This window comes from Kitasatospora sp. NPDC056273, from assembly GCF_042268845.1.
In the GTDB taxonomy this organism is placed as follows: Bacteria; Actinomycetota; Actinomycetes; order Streptomycetales; family Streptomycetaceae; genus Kitasatospora.
The window spans coordinates 47,209-59,507 of record NZ_JBHJSJ010000033.1 but is presented as its reverse complement, the minus strand read 5'-3'; the positions used below and the strand labels follow the sequence as shown (position 1 = coordinate 59,507).

Here is a 12,299-nt window from a genome sequence, read left to right as displayed (position 1 = left end):
CCGGTCAGTCGGTCAGTCGGTCGGCCGACCCGCCTGCCGGTCCGTCGGCCGGTCCTCCCGCCGGTCGTCCCGTTGGTCGTCCTGCCGGTCCGCCGCGACCGGCAGCAGGCCGCGCTCGCCGAACACCTTCTTGGCGACGAAGGTGGCGTTCAGGGCCTTCGGGAAGCCGCAGTAGCCGGCGGAGTGCAGCAGCGCCTCGACGATCTCCTGCGGCGTGAGCCCGACGTTCAGCGAGGCGTTGACATGGACCTCCAGCTGCGGCTCGCACCCGCCGAGCGCGGTGAGCATGCCCAGGGTGACCAACTGCCGATCGCGCGGCGGCAGCCCCGGCCGGCTGTAGATCTCCCCGAACCCCCAGGCGACCACCTGGTGCCCGAGCTCCGGACTGACGTCGCCCAGCGCGTCCACCACCCGCCGCCCGACCTCGCCGTCGATCCGCTCCAGCACCTCCAACCCGCGCGCGAAACGCTCCCGGCGGACCTCGGCCTCGTGCGCGGACCTGCTCATCGGCGCCGCTCCTCTCCCGTTCCCGCGCCGCCGACCACCTGCGGCGGCGACCACGGCAGAAACCGTAGAACTTGGAGTGCACTCCAACTCAAATCCGACACGCACCCCGCCCCGCAGGAAAATTTGCGGTCGAGACCCCCTGAAATGGCATCACAGCGCCCTGGCCGTGCCGAAAGATTTCCTGCGGCCGTACCATCCGAGGGAACGGCCGCAATCCCTGCGGCCGCACCCCGAGTCCCGCGAGACGGAGTCACCGTGCCCCCGAACGTCTTCCGCAACGGCATCGGACGGCTGCTCCCCTCCCGGGGTCCTGACGGCCTGAGAGTCTGGAGCATCGACCAGGCCCCGAGGAGCACGCTGTACGGCGCCCCCGTCGAGGCCACCATCCTGCTCGAAGACACCGACGACCTCGACCGGGCCGACCTCCCCCTGATCGCCGAGGTCCTCGGCAGGATCGACCACTACCTCGAGACGGCGCTCCACTTCGTGCGCGAGGCAGTGGCCGCCGACCCGGCCCTCTTCGGCCTCACCGAAGCGGAGTCGCAGCCCTACCTCCGCCTGCCGGCCGCGGACTTCCCACTGGACTCCCCCCAGCTCAACTTCTACCTCGACGAGTGGCACCTCCACTTCGCCGAAGGCCGCCTGCCCATCTGCGACCCCTACGGCCTCGCGGTCGTCTTCGACGGCCAACAGCCACTGAGAGTGGAAGACCTGAGCGACGCCACCCCCATCGACCCCGACACCACCGAGATCCCGGGCCGGCAGAACACCTGACCCACCCCTCGCCCACCCGGGCCAGGAGCAGTAAGTCGCCCGCCCCGACTTCCCACTCCGTGCCACCCCCACCACCCCTCGCCCACCCGCAATTCCCCGGGCCCCGACCTGCACGGCTCGGCAGCTTCGGCGCGCGGACCGGAGCGGGAAGTCGCCCGCCCCGACTTCTCGCGCTGGGGCACTCCGCTCCCTTCCCGCTTCGCCGGGTGAGGGCGGTGAGTGGGATGCCGGAGGGTTCAACTTCCTGTGCTGCGCCGGTCCGTTGATGGCTGCGGTGAGCGGACCGGAGTGAGAAGTCGGCGGGTCCGACTTCCTGTGCTTCGCTGCTCCGCCGGGTGGGGTGAGGGGGCAGGTGATTGAGAAGTCGATAGGCCCGACGTCCCGTGCGGCGTTGGAGCGTGATGGCTGCCCCTTGGTCAGCGGCTGTTGCCCTTCCGGGCTTGAGCTCTGCGTTCTCGCTGGTCGGGCATGGGCCGGTGGCCTCGTGGGAGTGGTGGCGTGTCGAGTCGTCGGTCGTTGGGCTGCCGGCTCGAGACCGGAAGGCCAAGGGCCCCCACCGGGTATTGCCAGGTGCTGTCCGTCCCGGTCGTGCCAGGATGCTCGGCATGTCTACTCGTGCACTGGGCTTCGGCGCGATTGCGGAGGCCTACGAGCGGTTCCGGCCGGGGTATCCCGAAGAGCTCTTCGACCTGGTGCTCGGGTATGCGGGTCGGCCGGTTCGGACCGCCCTGGAGATCGGTGCGGGAACGGGCAAGGCGACCCGGCTGTTCGCTGAGCACGGGGTCGCGGTCACGGCCACGGAGCCCGACGCGGCCATGCTCACCGAGCTGCGCAAGGCGGTGCCCGCAAGCGTGACGGCCGTCCGGGCAGCGTTCGAGGACCTGCGGCCGGGTGAGACCTACGGGCTGGTCTATGCGGCGGCGGCCCTGCACTGGACACGCCGGGAGGGTCGGTGGTCACGTGTGGCCGCGCTACTGGAACCGGAGGGTGTGTTCTCCTCGTTCGGCGGCCCGTTCGAGCTGGCTGATCCGGCTGTCGAGGAAGCCGTGCATGCGGCACGGGCGCCGTTCCTGGCAAGTGACGAGGTCCCGTCTCCCGACGGGACCGCTCCGGATGAGGCGATGCAGTGGCCGGGCACGGAGCTGCAACGGTCCCAGCTGTTCGTCGACGTCCGGCAGTCCGTCATCGAGCGGCGCCTGACCATGAGCGCTCCCGACTACATCGGTCATCTGTCGACCGTCTCGGCCTATCTCCAACTGCCGCGACCGACGCGGCAGCAGGCATACGACGCGATCGCCCGGGTCCTGCCCGAGACAGTCGAGATCACCGCCGACATCACCGTCCATCTCGCGCGTCGGCGACCCGAGTAGAGGCGACATCCCTCCTGGGGACCACGGCGAGCGGACCGGAGTGGGAAGTCGGTCGGGCCGACTTCCCACTCCGGGGCGGGGCGGGGGTCAGGAGCGGTGGTACTGGATGGGGGTGGTGACTTCGGCGCCGAGGGTGGTGGCGGCGTGGCGGGCCCAGTAGGGGTTGCGCAGCAGTTCGCGGCCGATCAGGACGGCGTCGGTGCGGCCTTCGGTGAGGAGGGCCTGGGCCTGGGCGGGGTCGGTGATCAGGCCGACGGCGGCCACCGGCAGGTCGGTCTCGCGGCGTACGGCCTCGGCGAAGGGCACCTGGAAGCCGGGCGCGGCCTCGATCCGGGCGTCGGGGACGAGGCCGCCGGTGGAGACGTCGAGCAGGTCGACGCCGTGGGCCCGGAGCTCCTTGGCGAGGCGGACGGTGTCCTGGGAGGTCCAGCCCTCGCGGTCGTCCTCCGGGTTCTCGGTGAGCCAGTCGGTCGCGGAGACGCGGAAGAAGACCGGCAGGTCCTCGGGCCACACCGAGCGGACGGCGTCGACGACCTCCAGCGCGAAGCGGATGCGGCCCTCGAAGGAGCCGCCGTAGCCGTCGGTGCGCCGGTTGGTGTGGGGGGAGAGGAACTGGTGCACGAGGTAGCCGTGGGCGCCGTGGACCTCGGCGACCTGGAAGCCTGCGTCGAGCGCGCGCCGGGCGGCGTCGGCGAACTGCCGCACGATCTCGCCGATCTGCTCCACGGTCAGCTCGTCCGGCGTGGTGTGAGCGGGGGAGAAGGCCTCGGCGCCGGGGCCGACCGGGGTCCAGCCGTGCTCCTCGTCCGGGGCGACGGGGCGTCCGCGGTCGACCCAGGTGCGCTCGGTGGAGGCCTTGCGGCCGGCGTGGGCGAGCTGGATGGCCGGGACGGTGCCCTGGCTCTTCAGGAACGCGGTGATCCGGCGGAAGGCGGCGGCCTGCTCGTCGTTCCAGATGCCGAGGTCGTACGGGCTGATGCGTCCCTCGGGGCTGACCGCGGTGGCCTCCGTGATGATCAGCCCGGTGCCGCCGGCGGCGCGGGCCGCGAGGTGGGTGAAGTGCCAGTCGGTCGGGACGCCGGCCGCGGCGCCGTCCGGGGCCGCGCTGTACTGGCACATCGCCGGCATCCAGATCCGGTTGGGGACGGTCAGGGACCGCAGGGTGAGCGGGGCGAAGAGAGAGGTGCTCATGTCGGACTCCCGGTTGGGTCGGCTGACGCCAGGACGCAGGGTGAGGCAGGGATGCGGGGTGAAGCGGGGGCGCAGGGCGAGGCAAGGGCGAGCATGCAACTTTTGCAGCTGCACTTACATTCGTAAACAATAGTTGCGCGCGCATGGACTTGCAAGGGTTTCCCGTCGGCGCGCCCTCCCGACACCCTCCCACCTGCGACAATCGCTTCCATGATCGAATCCGCAGCCACCAGCATCCCGGAAACGCCCCTCACCGTCGCCGCCGCCGTGATCATCCGGGACGGCCGGCTCCTGGTCGTCAGCAAGCAGGCCGCCCCCGAGGTCTTCTACCTCCCCGGCGGCAAGCCCGACCCCGGCGAGGACGCCCTCCAGGCGCTGGCCCGCGAGCTGGGCGAGGAGCTCGGCGCGGCCCCGGTCGACCCCCGCCACCTCACCGACATCCGCGCCACCGCCGCCCTCGAAGGCGTGCCCATGCTGATGACCGTCTTCACCGCCACCCTGGACCGCGAGCCCGTCCCCGCCGCCGAACTCGCCGACCTGCGCTGGACCGACGGCCGCGACGACACCCTGCGCCTGGCCCCCGCCGTCCGCGACCACCTCCTGCCCCTGCTGCGCGAACGCGGCGACCTGGCCTGACCCGCAGGCCCGGCCCGCCCGGAGGCCCAGAGGCCCGCAGGCCCAGAGACCCGCAGGCCCAGAGGCCTACAGACCGCGACGGCCCCCGCCCGGGCGGGCGGGGGCCGGAACGGCACGGACGGTCCTCCGTCAGCGCGCCGTCTGCGCCACCCGCTGCGCCGGAACGGCGCCCCGCGCGGTCCGCGTGCCGGCGGAGGCGCCGGCGGGGGCAGCAGGGGCGGCCGGGGAGGCGCCCAGCGCGGTGCCGCGGGTCTCCTCCGCCCACGCCACGCAGACCAGCAGCCCGAGGGCGGTGACCCCGGCGGCGATCAGCATGGTCGGGCCGGTGCCCAGCCCGGTCAGCGACAGCGGCAGCAGGTAGGTGCCGACGGCCGCGCCGATCCGGCTCACCGAGGTGGCGACGCCCACGGCGGTGGCCCGGATCTCGGTCGGGAACAGCTCGTTGGGGTACGTCCAGTCGAGCACGTTGGGCCCGCCGCACAGGAAGGCGTACGCGCACAGCGCCAGCAGTGCGACCGCGGCCGGGGCGGTGGGCCACACGCCCAGCAGCGCCAGCGGGACGGTCATCAGCGCGAAGGACCAGATGATGACGGGCCGCCGGCCGCGGGTGTCGATCAGGCGCAGCGCCGGGTAGCAGCCGAGCAGGAAGACCAGGCTGATCAGGCCGGTGCCGAGGGTCTCCATCACGGTGCCGCCCGGCATGCCGAAGGAGGAGAGGATCTGCGGGCCGAAGGTGAGCATCGCGAACAGCGGGCCGACCTGGCACATGAAGAACAGGCCGCAGAACAGGGTGCGGCGCCGGTAGGGCTGGGTCATCAGCAGGCGCAGTCCGGCGGGGCGGCCGCGCTCGGCCGGATCGGGCATCAGCTCCCGGCCGTCGACCCGGACCCCGAGGTGCTTCTCGACCACCCGCACCGCGTCACCGACCCGCCCGTTGGCGGCCAGCCAGCGCGGCGACTCCGGCGAGCCGCGGCGGATCACCAGGAACACCACGCACAGCACCGTGGAACTCGCCAGCATCCACCGCCAGCTGCCCGGCCCGGCCAGCTCCAGGAACAGGTAGCCCACCACGTAGGCGAGCACCGAGCCGGCGTACCAGGCGACGATCTGCTGCCCGAGCAGGCGGCCGCGCTTCTTGGCGGGCAGCCACTCGGCGAGCAGCGAGGTGGCGATGGGGTAGTCGGCGGCCACGGCCATGCCGAGCACGAAGCGCAGCAGGGTGATCGCCCACACCGCGTCCACCCAGAAGGAGAGCACCGAGCAGGCGACCATCACGAGCAGGTCGGCGGTGTACATCACCTCCCGGCCGATCTTGTCGGTCAGCACGCCGAAGAGCGCGCCTCCGACGAACATGCCGACCAGGGCGGCGGCGCCGATCAGGCTGACCTCGGCGGTGGAGAGCCCGAGGTCGGGGCGCATCCCGATCAGGGCGACGCCGACGATGCTCAGGATGTAGCCGTCGAGCAGGGGTCCGCCCGAACAGGCGAGGGCCAGCCTGCGGTGGAACGCGGTATACGGGGCGTTGTCGATGGTCTGGGACATGTACTTGGGGTCCTCCGGAGCGTACGGCACGCACTGCGCACCGTGCGCCGGGTAGACGGCAGGGGAAGACGCCGCCCACCTCGGACGGCGCCACCGCCCGGTCACAACGGGCGACCGTCCACGGTTGCCCCGGTTCCGAGGGGGCGCCACCGGGGCGAAGGTCGAGGGGATTCGCGACCAAGGTCCCGAAGCGGACGGGCCCTTCGCCCGTGCCGCCACGGCGCCCGCCCAGTCCCGCCACGGGGCCGCGCCGCCGGGCGCCGCGAACGCGCGCCGGACGTGACCCTGGTCACTTCGGACCGTCAACGACCCCTGGAATGTGGCCCGTTCCACACCGGGGCGGTGCCCGTCCGTACGGGACCGACCCCGCCGCGTCACCGCCGAGGCGCCGTCACGGGCCCTGGGCCGGTCCTCCGTCAGGGCGTCGTCAGTCCTCCGTGAGCCCCAGCCGGGCGAGGCCCGAGTCCAGTGCCGCCTCCAGATGGTCGGTGGAGCCGGTGGCCATGAGGATCAGCACCCCGCCCTGGATCCCGGCCAGCAGCGCCGCGGCCTCCCGCTCGGCATCCAGGCCGGCGGCGCCCGCACCGCCGTCCCGCAGGTGGCGGATGCCCGCGGCGAGCTGTCCCCGCCACTGCCCCAGCAGCTCGGCGGCCACCGTCCGGCCCGCACCGGTGGCCGTGCCCAGCTGGGACAGGGCCGCGTGCAGCGGGCAGCCGACGCCCTGGGCGCGGTAGCGGGCGAGGACCTTGTCGCGCCACCGCAGCCAGGCCTCCCGGGAGGTGAGGGCGCCCAGCTCCGGCTGCTGGTCGTCGAGCACCCGGGCCGCCTCGAAGCGGGCCACGGCCAGCAGCAGTTCGTCCTTCCCGCCGGGGAAGTAGTGGAACAGCTGGCTCTTGCTGGTCGCGGTGCGGGCCATCACGTCCTCCAGGCGCAGCGCGAACACGCCCGCCTCGCGGATCTCCCGGGCGGCTCCCTCGACGATGCGCTGCCTGGTGGCGGCGCCCTTGCGGGTCGGCGGCACGGAGCCCGTGCTCCTCGGTACGGTCCGCGCGCTCACGGCAGCAGCACCAGCTTGCCCGTGGTGCGCCGGGACTCCAGGTCCGCGTGCGCCCGGGCCGCCTCGGCCAGCGGGTAGCGGCCGGTGATCCGCGGGGTGAGCCGCCCCGCCAGGACGAGGTCGAACAGCTCGCCGGTGCGCCGCACCAGCGCCTCGCGGGTGGGGACGTGGTGGTGCACCACCGGGTACGTCAGCAGGATGCTGTTCGGCAGGTCGGTGGGCCGCAGTTCGGGCACGCCCATGAAGGGGCCGTAGTAGGCGTGCACCCCGTGCGGGCGCAGGGCCAGCTGGGAGGAGCGGAAGGTGTCGGCGCCGCCGCCGTCGTAGACGACGTCGGCCCCGCGCCCGCCGGTCAGCTCCTTGACACGGTCCTCGAAGCCGCCGCCGGAGTGGACCAGTACGTGGTCGGCGCCGGCCTCCCGCGCGACGCCGGCCTTCTCCTCGCGGGAGACCAGCCCGATCACCTTCCCGCCGCGCGCCTTGACCAGCTGGGTGAGCAGCCGGCCGACCCCGCCGGCCGCCGCGTGCACCACCGCCGTGTCGCCCGGGGCGACGGGGTGGGCCTCGGTGCTCAGGTGGCTCGCGGTCAGGCCCTGCATCAGCAGGCCTCCCGCGACCTCGTCCGGCACCCCGTCGGGCACCGTGACCAGCGACGCGGCCGGGACGGCGAGCAACTCGGCGTAGCTGCCCGGATGGTAGAACCAGGCCACCCGGTCGCCGACGGCCAGTTCCTCCACCCCCTCGCCGAGGGCGACGACGTACCCCATGCCCTCGGCACCCAGCACCACCGGCGCCGCCCAGCCGGGACCGCCCTGCGCGCGGGCGCCGACGTCCATGTAGTTCACCCCGGCCGCGCCCAGGCGCACCAGCGCCTCGCCGGGGCCGGGGACCGGGTCCGGCAGCTCGGTCCAGTGCATGGCCTCGGGGCCGCCGTGCTCCTCGATCCGGATCGCGTGCATGGGCTGGCACCTTCCTGTGCGGGCTCGTTCGGGAGGAGAAGAAGGGAACGCGCAGCACGGTAGGCAGCCGAAAATGGACCCACAAGTCCAGAAACCCGTACGGCGACGGACCGCCCCGCGGGCGGCGGCGGGGACGGCGGGCAACCCGGCCGGGGCGGGGCGGCAGCACCCGCACCCCCTTTGTGGCGGTACGTCAGCCTTCCCACCGGATCCGCCCGCCTGTTCGCGACGCCGAGCGGGCCGGTTCACCGGCGCGTGAACTGGAGGCCGTCCGTGCACGGTTGACTTCCCGCGGCCTGGGAGGAAACGCCCCCGGGCCGCACCGTCCGCGGGCGAACGGCACTTCCGGCGCCCCGCACGCCGCCGGAGACGCCCGAGCCCGCCGCCGCACGAGGAGACCCCCATGCCACCCCCGCCCGCCGGCACCCGCACCCGCACCCGCCGCCGCGCCCTGGGCGCGCTCGCGCTGGCCACCGCGCTGGCCGCCGGCCTGCCCGGCCTCGCCGCCCCCGCCTGGGCCGCCCCCGCCCCCACGCCGAGCCGGGCGCAAGCCGACCCCGGCCTGGTCCTGGACCGCCCCGGCGAGTCGGTGGTCACCCGCCGCGAGGTCACCCCCATCGCCCCCGGCCTGACCATGACCTCCTTCGACCGCCTCGGCGGCCCGGGCTGGATCCGCGGCAAGGTCCTCGTCGCCGACCTGGACACCGAGGGCCTGAGCGTCGACTACCTGTCCTCCGGCAAGGTGACCACCCGCCAGAGCGTCACCGACATGGCCCGCGGCGCCGGAGCCGTCGCCGCGATCAACGGCGACTACTTCGACATGAACGCCTCCGAGGCCCCCCTCGGCGTCGGCGTCTCCCGCAAGGACGGCCTGGTCCAGGCCCCCGTCGAGGGCTGGAACCAGGCCGTCACCGTCGGCACCGACGGCCTCGCCCGGATGGCCCAGGTCTTCCTGGAGGGCCACGCGAGCCTGCCCGGCGGCCGCGAACTGACGCTGAACGGCGTCAACACCTACGGCCTGCCCGCCGACGGCGTCGGCGTCTTCACCCCCGCCTGGGGCGACGCCAACCGCGGCAACGTCGCCAACGGCTCCGCCGAGGTCACCGAGGTCGAACTGCGCGACGGCCGGGTCACCGCCGTCCGCGACACGCTCGGCGCCGCCGTCCCCGAGGGTGCCACCGTCCTGGTCGGCCGCGAGGCCGGCGCCCGCGCCCTGCGCGACCTCGGGCCCGGCGACCGGGTCTCCGTCGGCTACCGCCCGCGCGCCTCCTTCGGCGAGGTCGCCGTCGCCGTCGGCGGCTACCAGGTCCTGGTCGCCGACGGCGTCGCCCAGCGCTCCGGCGAGAACGACGGCAACGAGCTCAACGCCCGTACGGCCGTGGGCTTCTCGGCCGACAATCGGCGCATGTACCTGGTCACCGTCGACGGCCGGCAGGCCGACAGCCCCGGCATCAGCCTGCCCGACCTCGCCGTCCTGCTGCGCGACATGGGCGCCCACAACGCCCTCAACATGGACGGCGGCGGCTCCGCCGCGATGGCCGCCCGCCTGCCCGGCGCCGAGCGCGCCGGCACCGTCAGCAGCCCCTCCGACAACGGCGGGGAGCGCGCCGTCGCCAACGGCCTCGGCCTGTTCTCCACCCCCGGATCCGGCCAGGCCAGGGGCTTCCGGCTGCGCCCGGCCCCGGCCGTGGACACCGCCGCCCGCCTCTTCCCCGGCCTGCACCGCACCGTGCGCGCCCTGCCCCACGACGAGGCCTACGGCGCCGTCACCGCGACGGTGCCCGCCACCGCGTGGTCCACCGCCACCGGCGCCACCGCGAGCGTCGAGGGCCGCGGCCTGGACGCCGTCGTCACCGGCCGCGCCCCCGGCGCCGCCGAGGTCGCCGTCACCGCCACCGGCGCCGCGAAGGCCGTCCTGCCGCTGACCGTGCTCGGCCCGGCGGTACGCGTCAGCGCCGGCAGCGCGCCGATCGCCCTCGAAGGCGCCGGCGCCACCGCCCGCCTCACCGTCACCGGCTACGACGCGCTCGGCCACACCGCACCCGTCGAGGCCGCCGACGTCAAGGTCGCCGGCGGCGAGGGCGTGGTCGAGACGAGCGCCGCCCCCGACGGCACCATCGCCCTCAAGGCCCTGGCCGACGGGAAGTCCGCCACCCTCAAACTGACCGTCGGCACCCTGGAGAGCGCCGTCGCCGTCACCGTCGGCATGACCGAGAAGCCGTTCGCCGACTTCTCCGATGCCGCCGCCTGGAAGTCCGGCAACGACCGCGCCCCCGGCGGCTCGACGGCCCCCGCCCCCGGCCCCGACGGCACCCACGGCCTGCGCCTGGCCTACGACTTCACCCACTCCACCGGCACCCGCGGCCAGTACGCCATCGCCCCCGAGAGCATCGTGCTGCCCGGCCAGCCCCGCTCCATCACGATGTGGATCGAGGGCGACGGCAACGGCGCCTGGCCGCGTATCCAGTACCGCACCGCCGCCGGCGTCACCGCCAACCTCGACGCCCCGATGGTCACCTGGACCGGCTGGCGCAAGGTCGAGTTCCCCGTCCCCGCCGGCGTCCAGTACCCGCTCACCTTCCAGCGCTTCCGCCTGATGGAGACCAGCGCCGCCCGCTCCTACACCGGCGCCCTCACCCTCGCCGACCTGCGCGTCAAGGTCGCCCCCGACGTCGAACTGCCCGTCCAGCCCAAGGTCACCGACCCCGTCGTGCTCACCAACGGCACCGTCGACGGCCGCCCGCTGCGTGTCGCCGTCATGTCCGACGCCCAGTTCATCGCCCGCAGCCCCGACAGCGACATCGTCCAGGCCGCCCGCCGCACCCTGCGCGACATCGCCGCCGCCAAGCCCGAACTCCTCGTCATCGACGGCGACTTCGTCGACGAGGCCGCCCCCGCCGACTTCGCCCTCGCCCGCACGCTCCTCGACGAGTTCGACCAGCTCACCGGCCACACCGTCCCCTGGCACTACGTGCCCGGCAACCACGAGGTCATGGGCCCCGGCACCATCGACAACTTCAAGGCCGCCTTCGGCGACACCACCCAGGTCTTCGACGTCAAGGGCACCCGCTTCGTCACCCTCAACAGCTCGCTCGGCACCCTGCGCGGCAGCGGCTTCGACCAGATCGCCACCCTGCGCACCGCCCTCGACAGCGCCGCCCAGGACCCGTCCGTCACCGGCCTGCTGCTCTTCGAGCACCACCCCACCCGCGACCCGCTGCCCGACCAGGGCAGCCAGCTCGGCGACCGCAAGGAGGCCGCCCTCGTCGAGCAGTGGCTCGCCGACTTCCGCACCAAGGGCAAGTCCGCCGCCATGGTCACCGGCCACGTCGGCGCCTTCCACGCCCAGAGCATCGACGGCGTCCCGCACCTGATCAACGGCAACTCCGGCAAGGGCCCCGCCGCCGAACCCGACCGCGGCGGCTTCACCGGCTGGACGATGCTCGGCGTCAACCCCGCCGCCGGCCGCGTCACCGACCCCTACGCCACCGCTGACGACGCCTCCGCCTGGCTGCGCGCCGAGGTCCGCGCCCGCGCCGACACCGTCGACCTCCAGGCCCCCACCGCCCTCGGCCTGCTCGAAACCGCCCCCGTCCACGCCACCTTCACCCAGGACGGCGAGCGCACCGTGCCCGTCGCCTGGCCCGTCACCGCCCAGTGGGGCGGCACCGCCGTGCACATCGGCACCGCCGCGAGCGCCCCGCGCACCGCCGTCGCCGCCTACGACCCGGCCACCGCCACCCTGACCGGGCTGCGCCCCGGCAGCGGGACGCTGAGCGTCACCGTCGGCGGGGTGACGGCCGAAGGGCCGCTCACCGTCGGCGCGTTGCCCGCCTGCACCACCACCGTGCGCGGCCGGCACTCCTCGCTCGCCGTCACCTCGGGCGTCACCTGCCTCCAGGGCGCCACCGTCGACGGCCCGGTCCTGGTGCAGCCCGGGGCCTCCCTGGTCGCCGTCGACTCCACCCTGTCGGGCCCGCTCTCCGCCCGCGGCGCGACCACCCTGGTGCTGAGCGACACCACCGTGAACGGCCCGGTCGCCGTCAGCGGTACCACCGGCACCACGGCGGTCCTGCGCGCCACCCTGTCCGGCCCGCTCCACCTCGCGCTCAACCGGGGCGCCACCCTGCTGGCCGGCACCACCGTGCGCGGCCCGCTGGACTGCTCCGGCAACACCCCGGCCCCGGTGGACGGCGGCCTCGCCAACACCGTGAGCGGCCAGAAGAGCGGTCAGTGCAAGGCACTGTGACGAATCGTCAGTGA

9 protein-coding genes are annotated in these 12,299 nt (G+C 74.2%); 4 read left to right on the top strand and 5 right to left on the bottom strand.

All coding sequences use genetic code 11. The features are described from left to right. Positions 1-12: 12 nt before the first annotated feature. On the bottom strand, positions 13-507 hold the full coding sequence (locus ACFCY1_RS26280) for a carboxymuconolactone decarboxylase family protein (RefSeq protein ID WP_375876253.1): 495 nt from the start codon (positions 505-507) through the stop codon (positions 13-15). 255 nt (positions 508-762) lie between these two features. Between ACFCY1_RS26280 and ACFCY1_RS26275 the strand changes: the two genes are divergently transcribed. Both ACFCY1_RS26275 and ACFCY1_RS26270 read left to right on the top strand, forming a co-directional pair. Then, positions 763-1,281, top strand: coding sequence for a hypothetical protein (locus ACFCY1_RS26275; RefSeq protein WP_375876252.1), 519 nt, complete (start codon positions 763-765; stop codon positions 1,279-1,281). A gap of 605 nt (positions 1,282-1,886) precedes the next feature. Further along, positions 1,887-2,651, top strand: a complete 765-nt coding sequence (locus tag ACFCY1_RS26270; protein WP_375876251.1) for a class I SAM-dependent methyltransferase — start codon at positions 1,887-1,889, stop codon at positions 2,649-2,651. Between the two features lie 87 nt (positions 2,652-2,738). On the opposite strand, the gene ACFCY1_RS26265 is transcribed toward ACFCY1_RS26270, so the two are convergent. Then, complete coding sequence (locus ACFCY1_RS26265; protein WP_375876250.1) at positions 2,739-3,842, bottom strand: NADH:flavin oxidoreductase/NADH oxidase; 1,104 nt, start codon at positions 3,840-3,842, stop codon at positions 2,739-2,741. Positions 3,843-4,052: 210 nt separating this feature from the next. On the opposite strand from ACFCY1_RS26265, the gene ACFCY1_RS26260 reads away from it, so the two are divergent. Beyond that, the gene (locus tag ACFCY1_RS26260) at positions 4,053-4,478 is read left to right on the top strand and encodes an NUDIX domain-containing protein (protein ID WP_375876249.1); all 426 of its coding nucleotides are present in this window, start codon (positions 4,053-4,055) and stop codon (positions 4,476-4,478) included. Positions 4,479-4,607: 129 nt separating this feature from the next. Here the strand turns inward: ACFCY1_RS26260 and ACFCY1_RS26255 are convergent, their stop codons facing one another. The 3 genes from ACFCY1_RS26255 to ACFCY1_RS26245 form a co-directional block, all read right to left on the bottom strand. Further along, positions 4,608-6,020, bottom strand: a complete 1,413-nt coding sequence (locus tag ACFCY1_RS26255; RefSeq protein WP_375876248.1) for an MFS transporter — start codon at positions 6,018-6,020, stop codon at positions 4,608-4,610. Between the two features lie 427 nt (positions 6,021-6,447). Then, a complete protein-coding gene (locus ACFCY1_RS26250) occupies positions 6,448-7,041 on the bottom strand; it encodes a TetR/AcrR family transcriptional regulator (RefSeq protein ID WP_375876247.1) in 594 nt (197 codons plus the stop codon). 32 nt (positions 7,042-7,073) lie between these two features. Continuing rightward, positions 7,074-8,036, bottom strand: a complete 963-nt coding sequence (locus ACFCY1_RS26245; protein ID WP_375876246.1) for a quinone oxidoreductase — start codon at positions 8,034-8,036, stop codon at positions 7,074-7,076. A 403-nt stretch (positions 8,037-8,439) separates the two neighbouring features. Between ACFCY1_RS26245 and ACFCY1_RS26240 the strand changes: the two genes are divergently transcribed. Beyond that, entirely contained in the window at positions 8,440-12,285 is a 3,846-nt protein-coding gene (locus ACFCY1_RS26240) for a phosphodiester glycosidase family protein (protein WP_375876245.1), read from the top strand. Positions 12,286-12,299 lie beyond the last annotated feature (14 nt).